A 24,045-nucleotide genomic window follows, 5' to 3' on the forward strand; every position below is an offset into this window, starting at 1 on the left:
TTGAGCCAACTGTATTGTATTGCGGCGAAGCCATACGGTATGCTAGTCATACCGCTATGGCTTTTGCGCTGCAGGAAAAGCGGCAAACGGAAATAAGGAAGTATACAAGCAGAGCCACAAAAAAGACAGGGCAGGAGGAGGCGCGGTATGCGAACGAGAAAACGGACGTGGGCGATCGTATTGATCGCCGTGGGCACGCTGATGCTGCTCGGAAAATGGGTCAGCATGCTGTCGTTGGCCGCTCTCCTCGTGCTGCTGTACGGAGTTTATACGATGCGGGCCGGGCGCACGTCGTCCGGCTACAAATGGCTGGCCGCCGGCGCGGGGTTGATGCTGCTCGATCATATCGTGCTGCTGCTCGGCGGCATCCTGGTCTCGATCGGCGTGTTCTACGCCCGGGCCAGAGAACTGCACGCGGGCCGCGACTATATCCGCAGGCAGGAACTGGTGTCGCAGCTGCACCGCGAACGGGACCCGTGGGTGCCGGAAAATATCAGCCTGTGGAATCTGCTGGGCGACGTCGGCTGCGACTTCGCGCTCGCGCTGCCGGCGGAGCCGCTGACGGTGATCCATATGCAGGGGCTGATCGGCGACGCCGATCTGATCTTCCCCGAAGAATACGGGATCGAATTCGATATTTTTGTCGGTTACGGCAAAGTAGGCTTCGAAGGACATGCCCATTCGGGACTCTTGAACAAGTTTATCTGGAGATCGCCCGGCTATGAGCGCAGCGAACAGAAAATCCGGGTCGTGATGGCTTATGCGACCGGGGACATCAATATCCGGATGAGTTGAATCCGCAGGCGGACGGAGAGAGGCGGTGAGCGCAAGCGGTGAACGAAGCTCGAAGAACGAAGAAAACGAATACGATCGTCCGCAGCATGGGAGCGGGGATGCTGCTGTCGATCGTGGTGCTGCTGGCCGTTTTGTATACGCTCTATTCCTACGGTCTGCTGCTGGTCCCGGACAAATGGCAGATCCGCGTCGGCGCGGGGCTGACCGTGCTGGCGCTCTGCGCGGCGATCGGCGCCCTGTACGGCCTGTACCGCGGCATGCTGCTCAAGATCCAGTTCGACCGGCTGCGCGATACGCTGCTGCTGTGGGAGAACGGCAATCCCGCCCGTCCCGTCCGGCCGCTCGGCGGCGGCGAGATCGACAGCCTGATCGAGCAGCTCGACCGCGTCGGCAAGCGCTGGGAGGAGCAGGTCAGCTCGCTCCAGCGTTTGTCGACGCACAACGCGCAGCTTGCGGAGCAGGCGCGGGTATCCGCGATCGTCGAGGAACGCCAGCGTCTGGCGCGCGAGCTGCACGACGCCGTGTCGCAGCAGCTGTTCGCGATCTCGATGACCGCGACCGCCGTCGGCCGGACGTTCGAGAAAGACCTGGCCCGCGCCCGCAGGCAGGTCGAGCTGATCGAGGAGATGGCTTCGGTCGCCCAGTCGGAGATGAGAGCGCTGCTGCTGCATCTGCGGCCGGTGTATCTTGAAGGCAAGCCATTGTATCAGGGGCTCAGCGAGCTGGTGCGCGAGATACAATCCAAGATGCCGATTGAAATCACGCTGGAAATGGACGCCGGCCTGCAGCTGGTCAAAGGAATCGAGAATCATCTGTTCCGCATCGTGCAGGAAGCGCTCTCCAATACGCTGCGCCACGCCAAGGCGACGAAGATGGAGATTCTGATTCTGCGCCGCAGCGACGCGCTGCGCGTCTCGCTCAAGGACAACGGAGTCGGGTTCGACCTGGACGAGAAAAAGCAGGCGTCTTACGGACTGTCGCTGATGCAGGAGCGCGTCAGCGAGATCGGCGGTTCGATCCGCTATATCACGGCTCCGGGCAAAGGCATGCGGATCGAGCTGACGGTGCCGCTGATGGGCGGCGCAGAGCAAAGGGGGATCGAGGACTGAGATGGAAACGGAAGAAGAACTCATTACGGTGCTGCTGGTGGACGATCACGAGATGGTGCGGATCGGCCTGGCGGCCGTGCTGGATACGGAAGACGGCATCGAAGTCGTCGGCGAAGCGAGCAGCGGGGAAGAAGGCGTGCGACTGGCGCAGCAGTACAATCCCGACGTCGTGCTGATGGACCTGGTCATGGACGGCATGGACGGCATCGAAGCGACGCGCGAAGTGATGAAGACGTGTCCGGCATGCAAGGTCATCGTGCTGACGAGTTATCTGGACGACGAGAAAATGTACCCGGTGATCGAAGCCGGCGCGTTCAGCTATCTGCTGAAAACGTCGCGCGCCGGAGAAGTCGCCGACGCGATCCGCGCCGCCGTGCGCGGCCAGTCGGTGCTGGAATCCCAGGTGGCGGCCAAAATGATGGACCGCTTCCGCAGTCCCGCCGCCGCGCGGGCCCCGCACGAGGATCTGACCGAGCGGGAGATGGAAGTGCTGCGGCTGCTTGCCAAAGGCCGCTCGAACCAGGAGATCGCCGACGAGCTGGTGATCGGGATCAAAACAGTGAAGTTCCACGTCACGAACCTGCTTGCGAAGCTCGATGTGGAGGATCGGACGCAGGCTGCGATCTATGCGTATAAAAACGGACTGGCCGAATAGGGCCGGTCCGTTTTTTGGGTTGGGATAATTCTTGTTCGCAGGTGAAGCGTATGGGCTGCGGGAGAAATTCGTTAGCGTATGCTTGCGATGTGCCTTTCTTCGAAAGGCTTGAGGTCACGTGTTGAAATCGGGAAGAGACTGATTGGATTATAGGTGGAATTTTCCCGATTTCAAAGGCGAACACTATCAAGCTTATGCTTCCGAAGTGACTTTCTTCGAAAGTCTTTACTTCACTGAATTTCTCCCTCCGCTTGTTTCGCTTCGCTTTGAACCTGAATTTCTCAATCCGCCAAACAGACCGGCCTGAATACGGCCGGTCCGTTTCGGGTTTTGGGGCGGAAAGGAGCCGGTATTCAAAAATTTACCGGCTAACGGATTATGCGATTTCGCTTCTTAGGGAGCGAAAGGGATTATAATTTGAAAGCGCTTTATATTGGAGTGCGGGAAAGGGGGGATAGGGCCGGGGAAAGAAAGGCTTAAAAGATGCAGGAAGGGGTTCGGATTCCAAGCGTTACGGATCGGATCATTTTCAAAAAAAATAAGGGGAGGTTGTTTGATGACCGCGAAGAAGATGCTTGCTTATGTGTTGACAGCTTCCATACTGGTTCTGCCGGTTCCCTTTTCTTCCGCGCAGGCGGCAGGAGTCGTTTCCTCGAAATACGTTTCCATTACCGATTACGGAGCTGTCCCGAACGACGCCAACGACGACCTGCCGGCGATCCGGCAGGCGGCCGCGGCGGCGAAAGCGGCGGGCAAAAGCGTTTATGTGCCGCCGGGAACTTTTTTATACAGCGATGCGATCGTGCTCGACGGGGTCGATCTGACCGGCGAAGGCGAAGTATCCGTGCTGAAAAGCACCAATGCGCAGCGGCAGGCGGTCCAGCTCGGCGGAAGCGGTTCGGATCTCAGCCGCGTCAAGCTGACGACGATTCCGGTGTCCGCGCGGCTGTCGAGCTCGGTGTCGGCGCGCGTGCATGTGACGGACGGCGCGTCGAATTATTCCGTCAAAGACACGATTATCGAAGGCGGCTCCTCGGCGGGCATTATCGCTTACGGAGTCAACGGGACGATTACCGGCAATACGATCCGCGATACGCTGGCCGACGGGATTCATATCACGGGCGTATCGGCGAATATCCGGGTGGAGAATAATACGCTGCGCAGCACGGGAGACGATATGATCGCGGTCGTTTCTTACGAGAAGAACGGCGACTGGGTGAAAAATGTGAAGATCTCCGGCAACGACATGTCGGGCGGACATGCGCGGGGAATCACGGTGTCGGGCGGGATGAACGTCCAGATCGAAGACAACCGCATTGCCGACACGGGCGGAGCCGGAATCTTTATCGCTTCGGAAGGCAGCTACAAAACGTATGCCGTGACCAATCTGAAAGTCGTCCGCAACACCGTCGCCCGGGACAGCCTCAACCCTTCCATCCCGGAAAAAGGCGGTATCCGCGTGCAGGCGACGTACAAAGAGCCGAGCATCGTCAATGCGCAGTTTGCGCAGAATACGATCAAGGATTCGGCCGACAGCGGCATCCTGATTCTCGGTTCGGCGAGCATCGTCAACGCATCGTTCGAGCAGAATCAGATCCTGCGTCCGGCGGTGCACGGCATTTATATTTTGAAAACGGTAGTCGGGACGCTGAGATTCGCGCAGAACGCCGTCGTCCAGCCGGGCGGATCGGTCTTCTATAACTCGTCGAAAGCCCGGGTAACGAGCGATCTGCCGAATTCCGCGCCGGAAGACAACGGAGGAACGGACGCTTATACGGCCGCGCGCGGCACGCCGTTTATCGACGGGGCGGTCGACGACGTCTGGCTGAACGCGACGCCGCTCAAGCTGAACGTCGACGCCAACGGAACGACCGGCACGGTGAGAGTGGCATGGGACGACAGCGCGCTGTACTATCTGTTCGAAATGACCGACCGCACGCCGTATGCGCTGGCTTCGGAAGAGCACAACGATTCCGTCGAAGTGTGGACGGACGAGCTGAACGCGAAGAACGGGACGCGCACAACGGGCGATTATCAGCTGCGCGTCGATCTGAACAATAAAATTTCTTCGGTCGTGCAGGGTTTCAATCTGTCCAAAGTTCGCAGCGCGGTCGTCCGCGGGGACGGGACGTATACGGCGGAGTTCGCCGTTCCGTATGTCGCGCTGACGCCGAAAGCCGGAGACGTGATCGGATTCAACGCCAGCGCCAACGACGACGCGAACGGAGACGGCAAGCGAGATACGTACCTGAGCTGGATCGACAAAAACCTGCCGTACTGGGCCGATACGCGCGTTTACGGGGAGATCGTGCTGGGAGATTGAGGAAAAGAATGTCCCGGACGGAAAGACGGCTATGAAAACAAACGGATCGGCCGAACGCGGCCGGTCTGTTTGCTGTACCCAAATATTAATGAAATCTTCATCGCGCATCAGCAGAACTGATATCGATGCGATAGCATCAATTTGAGGGATATGGTAGAATAACAGCACATGTCGATGCGACAGCATCACATTTGTTTGGTTTCCGCGCTTGCGCGGGAGTGGAGAGGCAGACATTTTATAAAAAACTATACTATAAGAGGAAGAATGGGGAGCTATGGCGGACAATCAAAATCTTGAAGCATTGAAAGCACCGGGCGCGGTCTTTTTTATCTTCGGGGCTACCGGAGACCTGGCCCGTCGCAAGTTGTTCCCGGCCATCTACAGCTTGTACCGGGAAGGGAAGCTGGCGGAGGACTTTGCCGTAGTCGGCGTCGCTCGGCGACCTCGTACCAACGAAGAGTTTCGCGACGACGTATTTCGCTCGATCCAGGAATTCGGACGGTACAAATCTTCCGATCAGGAGAAGTGGAATACTTTCGCGGAACACTTCGAATATAAATCGCTCGATATCAACAATGTCGCGGGATTCCAGGAACTCAAAGAACAGACGGAAGCGATCGAGTCGAAATTCTCGATTCTGGGCAACCGTCTCTTTTATCTGGCGCTCGCGCCGGAACTGTTCGGCAGCGTTTCGCTGAACCTGCGCGAAGGCGGCATGCTGGATAGCGAAGGCTGGCATCGCCTGGTGATCGAAAAGCCGTTCGGCTACGATCTCCAATCGGCCGAGAAGCTGAACGAAGAACTCGGACAGGTCTTCCAGGAAGACGAGATCTACCGCATCGACCACTATCTCGGCAAAGAGATGGTGCAGAATATCGAGACCATCCGGTTCTCGAACATGTTCTTCGAATCGCTCTGGAACAACAAATATATCGCCAACGTGCAGATTACGCTGGGCGAGACGGTCGGCGTCGAAGAGCGCGGCGGCTATTACGACCATGCGGGCGCGTTGCGCGATATGGGCCAGAACCATATTCTCCAGCTGCTTACCATGATCGCCATGGAACCGCCGAGCCGTCTGCTCGCGGAAGACATCCGCGACGAGAAAGTCAAAGTGCTGCGCTCGCTGCACCACTTCGCCGATTCGGCCGAAGTGAAAGCGAACGTCGTGCGCGGCCAATACGTCGCCGGACAGAGCAAAGGCAAAGACCTGCCGGGCTACCGCGAAGAAGACAAAGTCGATCCGAATTCGACCACGGAAACGTTCTTCGCGGCCCGCGTATTCGTCGACAACTTCCGCTGGGCCGGCGTGCCGTTCTATATCCGCACAGGCAAGCGCCTGCCGGTGAAGACGACCGAAGTGGTGATCGAATTCAAGCAGATGCCGGGCAATATCTACCTCGGACAGAAGCACGACCTGCAGCCGAACCTGCTGGTCATTCGCGTCAATCCGCTGGAAGGCATCTACTTTAAGATCAACGCGAAGAAGCCGGGCTCGGAATCCGAGATCGCCCAGGTGGCGATGGAGTTCTGTCAGAGCTGTCTGGTCGGCATCAACTCGCCGGAAGCGTACGAGCGCCTGATCCACGACGCGGCCAAAGGCGATTCGACGTACTTCACGCGCTGGGACGAAGTGGCTTCGGCCTGGTCGTTTATCGACAAGATCGACGCGGCCTGGAAAGAAAATCCGGCCGACGTCAGCGAGTATCCGGCGGGAAGCTGGGGACCGGACGCGGCGCACGAGCTGCTCGACCGCGACGGCTTCCACTGGTGGCCGGTTAACGGTCAGGAAGAAGACAATGTGATCTGGGTAGCGGCTTCGAGCAGCTAATCCCGGTCTTTGCAGCGATTCGAGCATGCAAGCCGCCGCGCGGCCGGAACATCCGGCAGCGCGGCGGCTTTTTTCGCGCTTTTTTCATGCAGATTCTTCTCTTGTGCACGCACAAATTATGGTACAATGTAGGGATGAACGCACGATTGCAGAGGGGAACGTGAACATGAGCCAAGTGAGTGACAAAGTTTTGCGCGAAGAAGTCGAGAAACGCAGAACTTTTGCAATTATATCCCACCCGGATGCCGGGAAAACCACGCTGACGGAGAAGCTGCTGCTCTTCGGCGGCGCTATTCGTCTGGCCGGAACGGTCAAAGCCCGTAAAGCCAGCAAGCACGCGACGAGCGACTGGATGGAAATCGAGAAGCAGCGGGGGATCTCCGTGACGTCGTCGGTGATGCAGTTCGATTACAACGGACACCGCATCAATATTCTGGACACCCCGGGTCACCAGGATTTCAGTGAAGACACATACCGGACGCTGACGGCGGCCGACAGCGCGGTCATGCTGATCGATGTGGCGAAAGGCGTCGAAGCGCAGACGATCAAACTGTTCCAGGTCTGTGCGAAGCGCGGCATTCCGATCTTTACCTTTATCAACAAGCTGGACCGCGAAGGCCGCAGCCCGTTCGACCTGATGGAAGAACTGGAACAGGTGCTGGGCATCCGCTCGGTTCCGATGAACTGGCCGATCGGCATGGGCCGCGAACTGAACGGGATCTACGACCGGATGAAGAATCAGGTCGAGCTGTTCCAGGGCGACGACCACTCGCAGATCAAAGTCCAGAAAGTCGAAGACTACCGCGACCCGGTCATCCGGGAGATGGCGGGCGACTATCACGCGGACCAGCTGGCCGAGGAGCTTGAGCTGCTGGACGTGGCGGGCGACCAGTTCGACTACGAAAAAGTAAAACGCGGCGAGCTGACCCCGGTCTTTTTCGGCAGCGCGATCAACAACTTCGGTCTGCAGACTTTCCTGGAAAACTTCCTGGAACTCGCGCCGAAGCCGGCGCCGCGCCGCAGCACGGAAGGCGAAATCGAGCCTGTGCGCGAGAAGTTCAGCGGATACGTATTCAAGATCCAGGCCAACATGAACCCGGCGCACCGCGACCGCATCGCGTTTCTGCGCATCGTGTCGGGCAAATTCGACCGCGGCATGAGCGTCAAGCACGTCCGGGTCGGCAAAGACATCAAACTGGCGCAGCCGCAGCAGTTTCTGGCCCAGGACCGCGATATCGTCGAGACGGCCTACGCCGGCGATATTATCGGTTTGTTCGACCCGGGTATTTTCCGGATCGGGGACTCGCTGGTGGAAGGCCAGAACTTCGAATTTGAAGAACTGCCGACGTTCTCGCCGGAGATCTTCGCCAAGGTGACGGTCAAGAACGCGCTCAAGCACAAGCAGTATCAAAAAGGCATCGACCAGCTGACGGAGGAAGGCACGATCCAGGTATTCCGTACGGTCAGCTTCGACGATACGATTCTCGGCGTGGTCGGGCAGCTCCAATTCGAAGTGTTCGAGTACCGGATGAAAAACGAGTACGGCGTCGATGTGCAGCTTCAGCGCCAGTCGTTCCAGTTCGCGCGCTGGATCGTAGCGCCGCAGATCGATCCGTCCAAGTTCCGGATCAACTCGACGCTGGTGCAGGACAAGAAAGGCAATTACGTCGCGCTGTTCGAGAACGAGTACGCGATGCGTACCGCGATCGACAAAAACCCGGACGCTCAGTTCCTGGAAATGGCGCCCTGATTCCGAAGGAGGCCTGAGTTAAGCATGGGCAAGGGCAAAAAGCAGTACGCGGTCATCGGAATGGGGCGCTTCGGATCGAGCGTCGCCAAAGCGTTGAGCCAGATGGGCTTCGACGTGCTGGCGATCGACGCCAGCGAAGAGCGCACGCAGGAGATCTCCAGTCTGGTCACGCACGCCGTATCGGCGGATTCGACCGACGAAGAAGCGCTGCGGGCGCTCGGCATCCGCAATTTCGACGTTGTGGTCGTGGCGATCGGGCAGGATATCCAGGCCAGCATCCTGACGACGCTGATCCTGAAAGAGATGAGCACGGGGCTTATTATCGCCAAAGCCCAGAACGATCTGCACGGCAAAGTGCTGAGCAAGATCGGCGCGGACAAGGTCATTTTTCCCGAGCGGGATATGGGGCTGCGGCTCGCGCATAATCTGATTTCGCCGAATGTGCTCGATTATATCGAGCTGTCCGGCGATTACAGCATTTTCGAGATGCTGGTGCCCGCGCGCATGGTCGGGCGCAATCTGATCGAGCTGAATTTGCGGCAGAAGTACGGCTGCAACGTGATCGCGGTGCGCAGAAACGAGAAGATGAATATTTCGCCGAGTCCGCAGGAACGGCTGTGGGAAGGCGATATTCTCGTCATCGTCGGCGAGCGGGACGATCTGGTGAGGTTGGAGCTGGCGTTCGAAAAGCACGGCTAGAAAGTCCTGTTTGGAAAAGAAGCTTGAGGGCTGCGGGAGAAATTCGTTCGCGTATGCTTCCGATGTGCCTTTCTTCGAAAGGCTTGAGGTCGCGTGTTGCAATCGGGAAAACATATTATACTTTGAATTGGTATTTTCTCGATTGCAAAGGCGAACGCTGACGCTCCTACACTGAATTTCTCCCTCCGCTTATCGCTTCAGAGTACAACAGGGCTTTCTAACCTTTAGGTAGGTAAGAGAAAAATAAAAATCTGAAGGTATCGCTTCTGCGATACCTTCAGATTGTCGAGAAACGATTGGATGTAAACCTAATTTAGGCGGTTCGATTGGAAGGAAAGGTCGGGAAAGGGCTGGAGAAATAAAGCCAGCGGCAAGAAGAATCCAAATAGCTGCGTATAGGCCCTTATTCCGGCTTTATCTTACGTTTTCGAGCAAATAACTGCACTCATACATCTATTTCGAGCTTTTGCGCTTCGATTCGGCCTTTGGTCCCCGAATAGCTGCACCTGCGTCGCTATTTGGAGAAATCAAAGGATTTCGCCCCAAATAAGTGTACCTGTGCCGCTATTTTCCGTTTGGAACCCTACCCGGCTTTCTCGACAGCCTGAAGGTATCGCTTCTGCGATACCTTAATATTTTTTAGAAGCGGAGGAATTGGAGATGCCGCATATCGAATCGACGGCGAACGCCCGGGTCAAGGAATGGGCGGGGCTGCTGGAGAAAAAGCAGCGAGATCGCCGGGGGAAGTTTATCGTGGAAGGCATTCATCTGGTGCAGGAAGCGCTGCGGTCGGACGCGGATGTGGAGTGCGTCGCGTATAACGTGGAGCTCGGCGTGCCGGGCGAGCTGGCGGAAGACGCGCGCGGAGGGGCGGCGGAATGGATCGCCGTATCGGCGGCAATCGTCGCCAAATGCACCGAAGCGCGCACGCCGCAGCCGGTGTTCGCGGTGGTGCGCAAGCCGGCCGCGAAGCTGGCGGACATCCTGCGCACGCCGAATGCGCTCGTCGCGGTGCTCGACGGCGTGCAGGACCCCGGCAATGTCGGCACGATTATCCGCGCCGCCGACGCGGCCGGCGCGGCCGGCGTGATCGTCGGCCGGGGCAGCGCGGATATTTACAATCCGAAGACCGTGCGTTCGACGATGGGCTCGCTGTTCCATCTGCCGATCGTCGAAGCGGTGCTGACCGATATTCTGCCGCAGGCGCGCGAAGCGTCGGCCAAGATCGTCAGCACGAGCCTCCAGGCGGAACGCGACTGCTACGAAGCGGATTATCGCGGCGCGACCTGGCTGCTGTTCGGCAGTGAAGCGAGCGGCGTCTCGCCGGAGGCCTCGGCTTTCGTCGACGAGTCGATCATCATCCCGATGCCGGGCCGCGCGGAATCGCTGAACGTGGCGATGGCCGCTTCGGTGCTGCTGTTCGAAGCGGTGCGGCAGCGGCGGATGTAGCGCAAGCGAACAGCGGATTTATTTCGGCGGCGCTGTCTCGATATAACGAAAGACCCGGACGACACGTCCGGGTCTTGTTTTTCTTTTTGCGCAAGAGCGCAGTCCGGACTTTTTGAAAAAAGGACGCAGGCGTGTTACCTGGTCAGCGCGTCCGTCACGGCTTCGATTCCGTACAGATGGCCGAGAGGGCCGTAGCCCATCGCCAGGATTCCGTTGAGCGGATAGACGCGGTTTTCTTTGACAGCTTGCAGGCTTTTCCAGACTTCGGTCTTCTCCCACTCGTCGGTAACGGAAGCGGCGTCCGGGTTGTCGTAATTGAAGTAGCCGAGAAAAAGGTAGTCGGGATCGAGCTTCGCCAGGCCTTCGAGCGACAATTCGCTGCCGTCGGCGGCGGCGGGATCGTCCAGCGGGGTCAGGCCGAGTCCTTTGTCGTAGTAAGGCGTCAGCGTCTTCGTGCCGCCCAGCCATGCCGTATCGGCGCGCACCTGGAGGAATGCGGCGCTGCCGGCGGTATCCGCAAGCTGCGCTCGGGCTTCGGCCAGCCTGGATTGATAGCTGCCGATAAACTGCCGCGCGATTTCTTCCTGGCCGAGGATCTCGCCGAACTTCGTCACCACGGACGGCCAGTCGGTCCAAACGTCGGTTTGGTTTTCGTCCAGGACGACGGTTGTCGCGATCTTCTCAATTTGTTCCAGCTGTTCGGCGTTGATCGCACTGCCGGCGATAATCAGGTCGGGCTTGTAGGCGAGCAGCGCTTCGAGATTGACGGTCGTATTCTCTCCGACGATCGCGAGCTCGTCCACACGATCGATGTAAGGCTTGTACGTGTCGGAGCCGAGCGAAGAATCGCTCTGCGTAAACGGAAGGGTCAGGCCCAGCGAAGGCAGATCGAACAGCAGGATCGAATCGACGCAGCCCCAGTGCACAACGGCGACTCGCTCCGGTTTGCGTTCGACCACGACGCTGCCGTTGGCGGCTTCGACGGTGCGCGGGAATGCCGCGGCTTCGGTTGTCGTATCCGAGGACTCGGCCGGCGGGGCGGAATCGGCCTCGGTCCCGGAAGCCGGCGCGGGAGTGCCGGAGCATGCGCTCAGCAGCAGGATAAGAAGCAGGCTCGCCCATACAGCGGGCGTGGAGCGAAATCGACGGATCATGACCGGTACCTTCTTTCTTCATTCATAAATGATTATGATTCTCAATTACAGGAATGATCGTATCACCATCCCGCATGTTTGAGAATGAAGAAATTCCCGGCGAATGATGGACAATTTCTTCCGCGGCTTCAATCGGGGAACGAAGCGGGCGGTCCGTCGGCGGGAAAGATAGGCGGACGGTCGAAATCGACCTGGCTGGGCGCGACTCCTTTGTACTTTTTGAACAGGCGGCTGAAGTAATAAGGGTCGGAATACCCGACGCCCGCGGCTACGGCCGCGACGGAGAACTGCTTGGTCAGCAGCCATTCATGCGCTTTATTCATACGATAGCGGATCAGGTAATCGATCGGGCCGGTACCGGTATACTTGGCGAACAGATAAGAAAAGTATTTGGGCTTCATGTCGTAGCGTCCGGCAAGCTGGGCGAGCGTAAGCGGCCGGTTAAAATGGGCCTGAATATAAGCGATCGCGTCTTCCGCCATGCGGTAGCTGTCCGGATTCCGCAGATGGCGTTCCGATTGCAAAATGTCCGCGATCAGTCGGTAAAACAGCGTGCGCCGATTCAAGCGGTCCATCGCGTTCGGTGCCGACGAAGCGTCCAGCAGACGCTCGATCAGCTCCAGCAGTCCGGGATCGAGCGAGATGTCGAGCACGGAGACGCGCCGGGGCTCGCGATACTGCGGCAGGTCTTCGCCGCCGATCGGCGAATAATGGCACAGGAAATAGCGGAAACCTTCCGTTCCGGTCGAGACTTCGAGTCTTCTGCCGGCTCCGCCGATCAGTACGCGGCCCGGCGACAGGGAGTATCGTTCGGTTTCGTCGAAAGCGAATACGGCTTCGCCTTCGAGGGCGACGATGACCGCGCAGTGTTCCGTCGGTCTGCGGCGATGCCCGTCATAATGTCGGCCGCCGTCCATCCGCGTTCGGTAAGCGCCGAAAAGCTGCAGGGGCATAGCCGCAAAATAGTCCGCAAGCACTTCGTAGGTTCGGGACATGCGAAGCTCCTTTGTGGTGGGATTTATGCTCAGCTTATAACGAACGGCGTATCCGCGCAAATTAAACGGCCTTTTTCCGGTCCGATAAGGATTCGGAAAAAGGCCGTGATTCGGCGCGCTGCGCGGCCGAGCGGATTCGATCGGGCGGCGGCTGCGATATTCGCTTCGCTGCCGCCGCGCGCTCGGCGATACGGGCTGCCGGCAGCCCGGATGTCCGGCTGGCTTAACGCGCCGGGCTTGCAGCCGGCGCTTCGTCCCAGATCCGCCGTACGTTGTCGAACGCGATCCGCGTGCCCTGCAAGCAGTCTTCCATGCCTTCGTATTCGATCGACAGGAATCCGTCGTAACCGGAGCTTTTGACCAGGCCGACGATCTCGTACAGATCGAGATCGCCCTGGCCGGCGATCGCGCCGCGCAGATAGCTGCCGCCCGCGCTGCGGAACCAGCCTTCGCCGGGATTGCGGCGGGCGGGGCGGATATAGAAGTCTTTGATATGCACCATCGAAGCGATGGGCAGATTGTTGGCGACGGCGGTTGCCGGATTCTCGTCGACGCAGACGAAGTTGCCGACATCCAGCGTGGTGCGGAAGTTGGGGCGGTCCACCGCGCGGACAAGGGTCTGCACCCGGTCGCTCGCCTGGACGTAGTAGCCGTGGTTCTCGACGCTGGTCGTGATGCCGCGTCCAGCGGCGTGATCGGCGATCCGCCGGCACGCCGCAGCGATCTTATCCAGGTCTTCGTTGAAGCGGTGAATGGAAGTATCCGGCCGCGAAGCGACGTCGTGGCGCATCAGTTTGATGCCCAGGCGGGCCGCGCGATCGACTTCCGAGATCACCCGCGCGATCTCGGCTTCGTACGCTTCTTCGCTGTCGGTAATAAAGTTCGCGCCGATCGCGTAGTTCGAGAGGATAAGCGACCGTTCCTGCGCTCTGCGCGCAAGCCGTTCTTCGAGTCCCGGATCTTCGTCGAAACCGAAGCCGAGTCCCGGCACGATCTCGATATGATCGGCGCCGAGCTCCGCCGCCCAGTCCAGCGCTTCCTCGATATTCATTCGTCCCTGGTGCATGGCCTGATACAGGCTGTACGAACTGATGCCAAGCTTCATGATTCAGCAGCTCCTATTCGAGTGATGTAAGGCTGTAACGTCCGATCTCCGGCGATATTCGATATCCCGCGTTTAATTCAAGCCGCGATATTTTTCGATAAAACGCACCGCTCCGGCGATATCGGCGGACGGATCGCTTCCGACTTCGCGCTCGATCGTCAGATAGCCGGTGTAGCCGATCTCCCGCAGCGCGCGGAAATACGCGTCGAAGTCCACGTCGCCTTCGCCCGGCGGCAGCTCGATAAAGTCGGCTTCCTCGCCGCCGGCCGCCATATCGGCGATCGCGGCGTGGTCCATCTTATTGTAGCCGAGATAGCCGTACACCTGTTTGGGATCGACGATGCGCAGGCGCCGGCCGTCTTTGACATGCGTGTGCACGATATAATCTTTCAGCGTGTACACCCCCTGCACCGGATCGTCGCCGGTGACCATGACCATATTGGCCGGGTCGAAATTGACGGATACCCCTTTGCCGCCGAGCGTATCGAGGAAGCTTTTGAGATGCGCGGCCGGTTCCGGTCCGGTCTCGATCGCAAAATAGGCGTCCAGGCTGCTCGCATACCGGCTCAGCTCCATGCACGCCCGGTGCATCGCTTCGTAAATCGGGCCGCTGCGGTCTTCCGGCACGATGCCGATATGCGTGGTGACGATATTCGTGCCGAGTTCCAGCGCCAGATCCAGAATCCGCTTGGATTTCTCGATCTTCTCCGCGTTGACGGAAGCGTCCTGGAAGCCGTGGCCCGCCAGGTCGCCGCACAGCGCGGAGATTTCCAGGCCGAGTCCTTCGATCGTGCTGCGCAGCTCGCGGCGCTTGGCGCCCGTCAGGACGGCCGGGTCCATTTCGCCGGACACGGCATAGATCTGCACGCCGTCCGCGCCGACTTCTTTGGCTTTCTTGAGGCCTTCCGCGACGCCGATGCCGAAACTGTCGACGATGACGCCTATTTTGTTGGTCAGTTTAAGCGTGGAATCATGGTTTGCGGTCATGTTTATTCCTCCTCGTCCAGACGAATTTCGCGGCCTTCCGCCGCCGAACGGTATACCGCGTTCAGGATGCGGATCATTTCCACGCCGTCTTCGACCGGGCACATATTTTCCCCGCTGCCCTGGCAGAGCCGGACGAAATGATCGATTTCCCGTTTAAAACTGTCCACAAAGTCGAAGCCCGGCGTAGTCAGCTGCGGATCGAGGTTGAGGATGGTGTTGTGCCGTTCCGCGGAAATCGCCAGCGCCGGTTCGATCTCGGCTCCGCCGCGCTCGCCGAATACGGCGATCTGCGCCGAATCTTTGCGGGCGTGCAGCGTAAAGCTGACGTCCACCATCAGGGAAGCGCCATTCTCGAACCGGATCAGCGCGTTCGCCATGTCTTCGACCGTGTTGACGGACGGATCGAAATCCGCCGCTTTGTAATGATCGTAGTTTTCGATATGCGAACGGTTGCCGAGCTTGCGATACGTATTGCCGCTGACGGAAACGACTCTGGGTTTGCCCATCAGGTACCAGCACAGGTCGATCACGTGCACGCCGATATCGATCAGCGGTCCTCCGCCGGAGCGCTCGACGTCCGCGAACCAGCCGCCCGGATTGCCGAGACGCCGGATCAGGCTGGCTTTGGCGTAATACAGCTCGCCCAGGTCGCCGGCATCGATAAAGCGCTTGAGCACGTCGATATTGGCGGCGTGGCGGCGAACGTAACCGACCTGGAGCTGCTTGCCGCTTTCCAGGACCGCCTGCTGTACGCGAAGCGCTTCGTCCACCGTTTTGCACAGCGGCTTCTCGCACAGCACGTTCTTGCCGGCGCGCAGCGCTTCGATGCTGATCTCGGCATGCGAGTTGTTCCAGGTACAGATACTGACGGCGTCGATATCCGGGTCGGCCAGCAGCTCGCGGTAATCGCCGTAAACGCCGGGAACGCCGTATTTCTCCGCCGTCTGCCGGGCGCGGTCCGCGTTCAGGTCGCAAACGGCGACCAGCTCCGCCTGCGGATTGGCCGCGTAAGCCTGCAAATGCGAATCGGAGATGGAGCCGCAGCCGATCAGGCCGATACGTACTTTTTCCATGTTCAAATTCATCCTTCCCGTTATCCATATGTTATATTTGTTCATATAAAGGTTGTGCGATACGTCTAATTTAGCACAGCGTACAAAAGGAGAGAATGTACAGGATGCCCCAGTATATGGACTATACGATCAGCAAAGTGCCGATTCGCGTTCTGACTCCCTCGGTCGATCCCGCCCGTCTGCGCATCAAGTCGCTGACGGTCGTCAACGCGGGGCATCTGCCGGGGCGGACGCTGCGTCGGGACGGGGCGTCGTTTCGTCACTGGGCGCTTGTGCTGATTACAGGCGGACGGGGCTATTACCGGGTCGACGGAGGAGAAGTTCAGCGGGTAAGCGCGGGCTCGTGGTTTTTTCTGTATCCGGGCGCGATATTCGATTACGGGCCGGACGCCGGCGCGCACTGGGACGAGTATTACTTTACGGCGGCGGGCGTCAGGCTCGAAGAATGGCGGCGCGACTGGCTGCCTGCGCACGGACGGGTGTACGAGCTGCCGGTGGGCGAACTGCTGCTTCAGCGGATGGAAAATATGCTGCGGCTGATCGACAGCGGGACGCCGGACAATCTCGATCGGGCGGCGCTGCGTCTGGAGGAGTTTCTGTACGAGCTTGCCGCCGGCGGAACCGGACGGGAAGCGGGGCGGGAACATTTCGCGCAGCTGGTGGTCGAAGATATCCAGTCCGTGCTGCATCTGCCGCCGACCGTCTCGGACATGGCGGCGCGGCATCATATATCGGTCTCGACGCTCAGGCGGATCGTGCACGATTACACGGGGTATCCGTTCAACGAATTCGTGCATCGCCTGCGGGCGGCGGAAGCGCGCAATATCCTGCTGAATACCGACATGAGCGTCAAAGAAATCGGGGAGCGGCTCGGGTACAAAGACATGTTTTACTTTTCGCGGGTATTCAAACGCATTACGGGAGTGTCGCCGAGGGAGTACCGCAGCCGGATCGGGCCGTAACCGCGCCGCAGCCGTGCAGGTTGAAACAAACTTATCCACAAGACCGTATTGGTTTTTTCGACTTCCGCCGTTATAATAGGTTTAGCTTTAAACTTTTTGATATCCGTTATTTGTAAAATTTTTATCGTAAAGGCCAGGACCATATAGAGAATCGCGACAGCTATCGTTTCGGCAGGGGAGGGGAATTTGTTGTTTCAAATCGGCGGTAAAGTCTACGAAGTCATGATCAATCACAAGAACGGCTGGAACGCGGAAGCGTTTCGCAGCCGGTACAGCGAGATTCTGGAGCGTTACGATTACATCGTCGGGGACTGGGGCTACAATCAGCTGCGGCTCAAAGGCATGTACCGCGACGGGCAGCCCAAGGTGGCGAAAGAATCCCAGTTTTCGTTTACGACCGACTATATCACGGAGCACTGCAATTTCGGCTGTGCGTACTTCGTGCTCCACAAGGTCAAAGACCTGAAGGACAGCAAGGATATCGCCGAAGCGGCGCAGTATCCGGATCTCGGCGAGATCAAAGAACCGGCGAAAGACGGACGCGAACCGCAGGAAGGGCGCGAAGCGGCCAAGGAAGTTCGCGAGCATCGCGGGCCGAGAGAGCGCAAAGATTACCGCGGCGGCCGCGGCGGGGACTCCAAAGGCGCGCGCGCCCAGGAGAATGCCGAACGCGAACCGCGCGAATCGAAAGACAAGCCGCACGGCCATTCGGGCAAAAAGCAGAATCATCGCGATCGGCCGAACCGCGGCGAATCGCAGGGACGCGAGCATGCGAAATCGTCCGGCGGAGGCGAGCAGAAAAACCGCAAACGCGAAGACCGCGGCGGCGACTCCCGTCCGGGAACGCGGCGCGAACATCGCGACGGCGCGGCGGGGCAGGCCCAGTCCGCTCCGAACGCGAACCCGGCTTCCCGGACGAACCCGGGAACAAATCCGGGACCGAATCCCGGCCCAAACTCCGGACCGAACGAACGGCCGGACCAGGAAAGCGCGAAATAATCTATCCGGGCCGGACAATCTTATAGCGGGCAAACGAAAAGCGGCTCAAGCGAGCCGCTTTTGTGCGTTCCGATGGAATTGAAGTCGAGACTGCAAAGGCGAAGACGCGAAGAAACCCAAGCCGCGAAAAAAGCGAAACGGCGAGCGTTCAGCCCAGGAACGCTTCGCGCACCCGGTTCCAGAACGGAAACGGACGGTAGCGGGCGAAGCTGACTTTCTGGCTCGATACACGGCAGCGCACGGATACCAGATCGTCGATCGCCAGGTAGCGGTGGTCCATCGTCAGCAGCAGCCGCTGCTCTTTGCGCGAGTAAATATCGCAGTGGTGATGCTTGGGAAGCACCAGCGGCGAGCCGAGCGTCCGGAACACGCGGTTGTTGATCGAAGCGATCTCGGCGATCTGCAGCGCCTCCAGCGAAGGGTGCATGATCGCGCCGCCGAGACCCCGGTTGTAAGCGGTGCTGCCCGAAGGCGTGGAGACGCAGATCCCGTCGCCGCGGAACATCTCGAAGATCTCGTCGTTGATATCGATCTGCACGACCATCGTCGCTTCGGCGCCTTTGATGGCGAATTCGTTCAGCACGGTATGGATGGAGGTGCCGGATTTGCGTTCCAGCTCCAGTTCGAGCAGCGGATACTTGACGATCTTCGGTCCCAGTCCGCCCTCGCCTTCGCCCGCCATAAACTCGATCAGCTCGGGCAGGTCTTCGGCTTTCCAGTCCGCGTAAAAGCCCAGATGGCCCGTATGCACGCCGACGAAAGCGATATCCGGAATCCGGTCGATAAACGAATGGAAAGCGTGCAGCATGGTGCCGTCGCCGCCGATCGACACAACGATTTCCGGCGACTCGGAATCGAGCTCGAAGCCTTTTTCGGCGGCGAGTTTGTGGAACTGCTGGGTCAGGTCGATCGACAGCTGGTCGCCGCGGTCCAGTACATAATATTTCAACGGTGAACGCTCCTTTGCTCGGAGTTTGGCGTTGCGGCCGGCGGTCCTGCCGGTTCCTGTAAGCTCCATTCTAACATGACCGCAGGTTCGAGGCGCGGAAAACTTTTTTTGTCGAACAAGTGCCGAATTAGATTGTAAACGGTTGCAGAATCGCTTTATTTTTCGCGGATGTGTGGTAGAATAAAAAAACCAAACTCTTTTCCGGCCTTTTGGCGGATTACATTTACAGGATGTCGGCAGGTTGTCCTTAAATTCGATACGGACGGAGTGGTCGAATGAGTATCGTAACGGCTATTATGGTATGCGCTTTTGTCTATGTGATCCGCGTTTCTCAGGACCCGTCCCGAGAAGAAGAATGGAGCGGGTATTGATTTTTCGGTATTGAGCGTCGGCGCGCGTTTCCGGGGGACGGATGCGGCCGGCGTTTGGACGCGGGGCCTTGGGGCTCCGCGTCTTTTTGCTTTTTCCCGCAAACCTGCGCATAAAGACCGGTCTGCAACGGCCCGGGGTTTGCTATAATACAAGCAGGCGGACGGTGGAAATGGAACTGCCGCTTGTCGAGCTCGACCAAAAAGACAATGGAAAGCGGGTAATCTTATGAATTCCGGACAAACCCTGTACGAGCAGCTGGGCGAATCGGCCGGACTGCGCAGGATTATCGAAACTTTTTACGGCAAAGTGGTGCAGGAGCCTCTTCTGGCCCCGCTCTTTCCCGAGGATATTACGCCCGTGATAGAACGGCAGCATCAATTCCTGACCCAATTCTTCGGCGGACCGTCGCTGTATTCCGATCTGCACGGCCATCCGATGATGCGGGCGAGGCATATGCCTTTTCCCGTGACGCGCGAACGCGCCGACGCCTGGCTGGGCTGCATGAACGCGGCTTTGCGGGAGAACGGCGTGGACGACGAACTGCGGGAGTTCGTGATTGCGAGACTGTCGGGACCGGCTTATCATTTTGTTAATACCCCGTAAGCGGAAGCGGGAATCGAAGCCGGAAGGCTCCGGCGGCGCTTTCGAAACGGACGAACGGCATTAGAGACAGGAAAGAAGGCTTGCATGATGGTGGAGATCGATCCGTTATTTCAAATCACGACGGCATGCGTCTGCTGCGAGAAAACGTTTCAGACGAGCAGGGTCAGACCCAGCTTTAAGCACGCGGTGCGTCGGGATGCGGATTTTTGCGCGTATTACAAAAACGAGAACCCGGACTTCTACGTCGTGCGGGTATGTCCGCACTGCGGATTCGCGTCGACGGAGAACTCGGCGGCCAAGCTGAGCGATCCCCAGCGCAAAGCGTTCGAAGAGAAAGTCGGCGCGGCGTCGAAAAAGAAAGATTACGGCGGCAAGCGCTCGCTCGAAGACGCGCTCGATACGTACAAACTGGCCCTGATCTGCGCGCAGGTCGTGCGCGACAAAGAGCGGATCATCGCCAGCCTGCTGCATCATATCGCGTGGCTGTACCGCTACGGCAAGAACGAAGAGCAGGAGCGGCGCTTTATCGGCTACGCGCGGGATTCTTATGTGCGCGTATACGAGACGGAAAACGCGGGCCCGAGCGACGCGCGGCTGATGTACCTGATCGGCGAGCTCTGCCGGCGGCTGGACGAATTCAACGAAGCGGTCCGCTGGTTCTCGCGCGTCATTCACGATCAGCGGATTATGGACGCGGCGATGATCCGCGCGTCGCGGGAGCAGTGGGCGACGCTGCGCGAGGATATGTTGGCGCGCAAGATGGAGCTGCCGGAGGAGATGCAGCAGTCTTGACGGCGGGGGAGCTGGGAATTCGGGGAGCGTGCTGGGAGGGGAGGTTGCGCTTGGGCGGCCGCTGCGGGGCGGTGAGGCCCTCGATCGCTGTCTCAGCCCGGCTTCCTTTTGGATGGGAACAGGAAGGTTGGAAGCCGGGCTTCAAAGGCGATGTTCGCTTCCGCTTCACGGTCTCGGACTCTCACCGCCCCTCCGCTGCTTCGGCGCTCCGACTGCCGCCTCTCCTCCGGAGGGAGAGGCGGCGGGAGGGCAGGCCGCCGCGTGCCTCGCCGGCTGTTTTAAGAGCAAAAGCCGGTGAAGGAAGGACGGGCGCCCCGGCTTCGGGGCTGCGTCCTAGGGAGCAGGAAGGACGAGGCGCCCGGTGCCGGGCTGCGTCCTTGGGGCAGGAAGGACGAGTTGCCCAGTGTCGGGCTGCGTCCTTGGGGCAGGAAGGACGAGTTGCCCAGTGTCGGGCTGCGTCCTTGGGGAAAGAAGAGCGGATACGACCTGGCCGGGGATAACCCTTAGGGAAAAGGGCGAGGCGAACAGCCGGGATTGGGCGTTCGAAGGCGGAATGCGATATGCGCATGCGTCGGATCCGGGATGGATGTGCAAATAACTGTGCAGGTGCAGTTATTTGATGCCGCTGGGTGATTTATTTCGAAATAACTGCTCAGGTACAATTATTTTGCGAAAAAAGCGGGATGGAAGAGAGAAAACGACGATTTAGTTGTATACACGCAGTTAATTGGCTGAAAAGCGCCGATTTGCGGGAAATAAGTGTATAGAGGCAGTTATTTGGGATTCGAGCTGTTTAGGATCCGAGTTATTTGGAATTCGCTATTGTCATATGATCTAAGTGTTCCTGCGAAAAGACATGCTCCTTATTTACGGAGCATGTCTTCTTTTCGTAGAGAGGCGCTATAACGAAAAGCCGTTACGAAAAAGCCGTTACGAAGAAACCGCCTTCCCCAAAGGCGCTTCGCCTCTCCCACCCTCGCTCCCACCTTCGCTCTCTTCGCTCTGGCCCTGCCCTCCCCCAACAAGAAGCCTCTGCGGAAGTGCCCGCAGAGGCTTTGAGGCGTTGAGAAAGTTCCCCCTGGAAAAGCGCCAGGGGCAGAGGGAGGTTCCGTGGAGAAGTGGAACGTTCGCCTTTGAAATCGGGAAGCCTCCATCTTAATCTCATCCCAGCTTCCCGATTTCAACACGCGATCGAAGCGGAACCTCCCGGCGCCCCCTCCTCGCGTTCCCCCAAACTTTCTCAGCACGTCAATCAAACTCAGCGGAACCCCAGTCGCAGAGCAGAGGCTTCGCTCCTCTATGTAATCTATATTGACGCCGTGGTAGCGCTATCCTAATATGGGGTGGATAATTGGGCTGAAAATGTCCGAAAATAATTATGAAGAAATTTTCAGAGAAAAGCAGTAAGATACAGGAACTTACTTTGAAAACCTGCAACAATCAGCGATTCTATGGAACGGGGGATTATGATGGACATCATCCGTAATCATGACAGACTGAAGGAAAAGGTCGTTTTTCCGAGGGAATATCCGATTCATCTGTCGGACACCATCGGGGTTACGTCGCAGTATCAAAGGCTGCACGCGCACGACGCGCTGGAGATCAACATGATCAAATCGGGTACCGGCTATTACATCATCAACGGGGTGCGGTACGATTTTCAGCCGGGCGATATCGCGCTGATCGGCTCGGGGGCGCTGCACTGCGCTTACGAAACGGACGGGCTGGTCATGCAGGTCATGACGTTCGACGCCGCCTGGTTTATGGGCAATCTGCGCTCCGATCCCGATGTGTTGAACCCTTTCAAAGAAATGGGCGTTTATTTCACCCCCGTGCTCGACCGCAATCATCCGCAAATTCCCGCGCTGCGCGCTCTGCTCCTGGACATCCAGGAAGAGCACGAAGCCGCGCGGCCCTCTTACGTTTCCGTCGTGTACTCCTACCTGCTGCAATTTTTCGTTCGGGTCAACCGTCATTTTCGCCAGGAGAACGTCCGGCAAAGCAAAGACACCGTTTCTTCCGCCCAGCTCGACAAAATCCGCCTCGTGATCCTTGCCATGGAACAACGCTACGCCTACCCGTGGACGCTGGAAGAACTCGCCGCGCTCGCCTACCTCAGTCCTTCGCGCTTCAGCGATGTGTTTCGCCGCGCGGTCGGGGCGTCTCCGCTGATGTACCTGATCCAGGTTCGGCTGGAGAACGCGTACCATCTGCTGGAAACCTCCGATCTCAAGATTCTCGATATCGCGATGGAATGCGGCTTTCGCACGCTGTCCAACTTCAACCGGCTGTTCAAACGCCATATCGGCACGGAACCGCGCCATATCCGCAGCCGGGCCAACTGCCGATGCAGTAAGATGGTACCGGTTTATGAGCATTTTGTCGGAGAAAGCGGGGAAAACGGGAAGTAAGATAGAGTCAGGAAATATTACTTTACAAGTAACGGCTACTTACACATCCGCAAGGGAAGGGGAGGCTATATGCAAAATCCCGCGCATACCGGATTGGCCGAGAAGAAAAAAGACCGACCGTCGCTGCTGAAACGTTTCCGGAAGCAGTGGGATCTGCAGTTGATGGTGCTGCCGCCGCTGCTGTTTATTCTGGTATTCAGCTATATTCCGATGTACGGAGTGCTGATGGCGTTCCAGGATTACAGTTTGTTCAAAGGATTTTCCGCCAGTCCCTGGGTCGGCTTCAAGCATTTCGAGATGTTTTTCAATGCGCCGGAGTTCTGGAACGTGATCCGCAATACGATCGTGATCAGTCTGCTGAAGCTGCTTATCGGCTTTCCCGCTCCGATTATTCTGGCGCTGCTGCTGAACGAGGTGCGCAATCCGCTGTTCAAACGCACGGTGCAAACGATCAGCTACCTGCCGCACTTTCTATCCTGGGTCATCGTCGCCGGCTTCGTGATGTCCATGCTGTCCACGGAGAACGGGAGCGTCAACATGCTGCTGCAGAATGTGCATCTGGTTAAAGAACCGATCAATTTCCTGGCTCTGCCGCAGTACTTCTGGACGATTCTGGTGACGACGGGCGTTTGGAAAGAAATCGGCTTCGCTTCCATCGTCTATCTGGCGGCGATTGCCGGAGTCGATCCGCATATGCACGAAGCGGCGGCGATGGACGGAGCGGGCAAGTTGAGACAGATCTTTTTCATCACGCTGCCCGCCATTATGCCCGTCATTATCGTGTTCCTGATTCTGGATATCGGCAATCTCCTCAGCGCCGGATTCGAAGATATTCTGCTGCTCGGCTCGAACCCCGTTCTGCGGGATGTGGGCGATGTGCTGGATACATATGTATACCGGGTCGGGATTCAGAACAGCCGTTACTCGTACGCGACCGCCGCGGGATTGTTCAAATCGCTGCTCGGCGTCCTGCTGCTGGTAGGCGCGAATTACGCGGCTCGCCGTTCCGGCAACAGTTTATGGTAAACACGA

General features: G+C 58.4%; 20 protein-coding genes. 14 read left to right on the forward strand and 6 right to left on the reverse strand.

Annotation, left to right across the window (positions count from 1 at the left end):
• Positions 1 to 147: 147 nt before the first annotated feature.
• The 8 genes from liaF (at position 148) to QWJ34_RS14485 (ending at position 10,611) form a co-directional block, all read left to right on the forward strand.
• Positions 148 to 795 (forward strand): cell wall-active antibiotics response protein LiaF, encoded by a 648-nt coding sequence (gene liaF, locus QWJ34_RS14450; RefSeq protein ID WP_302728840.1) that lies wholly within the window; start codon positions 148 to 150, stop codon positions 793 to 795.
• Positions 796 to 881: 86 nt separating this feature from the next.
• The gene (locus tag QWJ34_RS14455) at positions 882 to 1,904 is read left to right on the forward strand and encodes a sensor histidine kinase (RefSeq protein ID WP_302729269.1); all 1,023 of its coding nucleotides are present in this window, start codon (positions 882 to 884) and stop codon (positions 1,902 to 1,904) included.
• A gap of 1 nt (position 1,905) precedes the next feature.
• Positions 1,906 to 2,559, forward strand: a complete 654-nt coding sequence (locus QWJ34_RS14460) for a response regulator (RefSeq protein WP_302728842.1) — start codon at positions 1,906 to 1,908, stop codon at positions 2,557 to 2,559.
• A 556-nt stretch (positions 2,560 to 3,115) separates the two neighbouring features.
• Complete coding sequence (locus tag QWJ34_RS14465) at positions 3,116 to 4,882, forward strand: sugar-binding protein (protein ID WP_302728844.1); 1,767 nt, start codon at positions 3,116 to 3,118, stop codon at positions 4,880 to 4,882.
• A 274-nt stretch (positions 4,883 to 5,156) separates the two neighbouring features.
• The gene (gene zwf, locus QWJ34_RS14470; RefSeq protein WP_302728845.1) at positions 5,157 to 6,713 is read left to right on the forward strand and encodes a glucose-6-phosphate dehydrogenase; all 1,557 of its coding nucleotides are present in this window, start codon (positions 5,157 to 5,159) and stop codon (positions 6,711 to 6,713) included.
• Between the two features lie 166 nt (positions 6,714 to 6,879).
• Positions 6,880 to 8,463, forward strand: a complete 1,584-nt coding sequence (locus QWJ34_RS14475) for a peptide chain release factor 3 (protein WP_302728847.1) — start codon at positions 6,880 to 6,882, stop codon at positions 8,461 to 8,463.
• Positions 8,464 to 8,487: 24 nt separating this feature from the next.
• On the forward strand, positions 8,488 to 9,162 hold the full coding sequence (locus tag QWJ34_RS14480) for a potassium channel family protein (RefSeq protein WP_302728849.1): 675 nt from the start codon (positions 8,488 to 8,490) through the stop codon (positions 9,160 to 9,162).
• Between the two features lie 660 nt (positions 9,163 to 9,822).
• The gene (locus tag QWJ34_RS14485) at positions 9,823 to 10,611 is read left to right on the forward strand and encodes a TrmH family RNA methyltransferase (protein WP_302728850.1); all 789 of its coding nucleotides are present in this window, start codon (positions 9,823 to 9,825) and stop codon (positions 10,609 to 10,611) included.
• Positions 10,612 to 10,745: 134 nt separating this feature from the next.
• On the opposite strand, the gene QWJ34_RS14490 is transcribed toward QWJ34_RS14485, so the two are convergent.
• The 5 genes from QWJ34_RS14490 to QWJ34_RS14510 form a co-directional block, all read right to left on the reverse strand.
• Positions 10,746 to 11,765, reverse strand: coding sequence for an ABC transporter substrate-binding protein (locus QWJ34_RS14490; RefSeq protein ID WP_302728852.1), 1,020 nt, complete (start codon positions 11,763 to 11,765; stop codon positions 10,746 to 10,748).
• Between the two features lie 128 nt (positions 11,766 to 11,893).
• Entirely contained in the window at positions 11,894 to 12,760 is an 867-nt protein-coding gene (locus tag QWJ34_RS14495) for a helix-turn-helix transcriptional regulator (RefSeq protein ID WP_302728853.1), read from the reverse strand.
• A 223-nt stretch (positions 12,761 to 12,983) separates the two neighbouring features.
• Positions 12,984 to 13,865 carry a sugar phosphate isomerase/epimerase family protein gene (locus QWJ34_RS14500; RefSeq protein WP_302728855.1) on the reverse strand — a complete coding sequence of 294 codons (882 nt, stop codon included), beginning with the start codon at positions 13,863 to 13,865 and terminating at the stop codon, positions 12,984 to 12,986.
• 72 nt (positions 13,866 to 13,937) lie between these two features.
• The gene (locus QWJ34_RS14505; RefSeq protein WP_302728857.1) at positions 13,938 to 14,852 is read right to left on the reverse strand and encodes a sugar phosphate isomerase/epimerase family protein; all 915 of its coding nucleotides are present in this window, start codon (positions 14,850 to 14,852) and stop codon (positions 13,938 to 13,940) included.
• Positions 14,853 to 14,854: 2 nt separating this feature from the next.
• Positions 14,855 to 15,925 (reverse strand): Gfo/Idh/MocA family protein, encoded by a 1,071-nt coding sequence (locus tag QWJ34_RS14510; RefSeq protein ID WP_302728859.1) that lies wholly within the window; start codon positions 15,923 to 15,925, stop codon positions 14,855 to 14,857.
• A gap of 104 nt (positions 15,926 to 16,029) precedes the next feature.
• Here QWJ34_RS14510 and QWJ34_RS14515 point away from each other — a divergent pair, with 104 nt between their 5' ends.
• Complete coding sequence (locus tag QWJ34_RS14515; RefSeq protein ID WP_302728861.1) at positions 16,030 to 16,887, forward strand: helix-turn-helix transcriptional regulator; 858 nt, start codon at positions 16,030 to 16,032, stop codon at positions 16,885 to 16,887.
• 189 nt (positions 16,888 to 17,076) lie between these two features.
• Entirely contained in the window at positions 17,077 to 17,886 is an 810-nt protein-coding gene (locus QWJ34_RS14520) for a YutD-like domain-containing protein (RefSeq protein WP_302728862.1), read from the forward strand.
• A 148-nt stretch (positions 17,887 to 18,034) separates the two neighbouring features.
• On the opposite strand, the gene QWJ34_RS14525 is transcribed toward QWJ34_RS14520, so the two are convergent.
• The gene (locus QWJ34_RS14525) at positions 18,035 to 18,835 is read right to left on the reverse strand and encodes an NAD kinase (protein WP_302728864.1); all 801 of its coding nucleotides are present in this window, start codon (positions 18,833 to 18,835) and stop codon (positions 18,035 to 18,037) included.
• A 597-nt stretch (positions 18,836 to 19,432) separates the two neighbouring features.
• Here QWJ34_RS14525 and QWJ34_RS14530 point away from each other — a divergent pair.
• The 4 genes from QWJ34_RS14530 (at position 19,433) to QWJ34_RS14545 (ending at position 24,039) form a co-directional block, all read left to right on the forward strand.
• Positions 19,433 to 19,810 (forward strand): globin domain-containing protein, encoded by a 378-nt coding sequence (locus QWJ34_RS14530; RefSeq protein WP_302728866.1) that lies wholly within the window; start codon positions 19,433 to 19,435, stop codon positions 19,808 to 19,810.
• Positions 19,811 to 19,900: 90 nt separating this feature from the next.
• A complete protein-coding gene (locus tag QWJ34_RS14535) occupies positions 19,901 to 20,602 on the forward strand; it encodes a DUF2225 domain-containing protein (RefSeq protein WP_302729271.1) in 702 nt (233 codons plus the stop codon).
• Positions 20,603 to 22,071: 1,469 nt separating this feature from the next.
• Positions 22,072 to 23,013, forward strand: coding sequence for an AraC family transcriptional regulator (locus tag QWJ34_RS14540; RefSeq protein ID WP_302728868.1), 942 nt, complete (start codon positions 22,072 to 22,074; stop codon positions 23,011 to 23,013).
• 69 nt (positions 23,014 to 23,082) lie between these two features.
• The gene (locus QWJ34_RS14545; RefSeq protein ID WP_302728869.1) at positions 23,083 to 24,039 is read left to right on the forward strand and encodes an ABC transporter permease; all 957 of its coding nucleotides are present in this window, start codon (positions 23,083 to 23,085) and stop codon (positions 24,037 to 24,039) included.
• Positions 24,040 to 24,045 lie beyond the last annotated feature (6 nt).

It is taken from the genome of Saccharibacillus sp. CPCC 101409 (genome assembly GCF_030518235.1).
GTDB lineage: Bacteria > Bacillota > Bacilli > Paenibacillales > Paenibacillaceae > Saccharibacillus.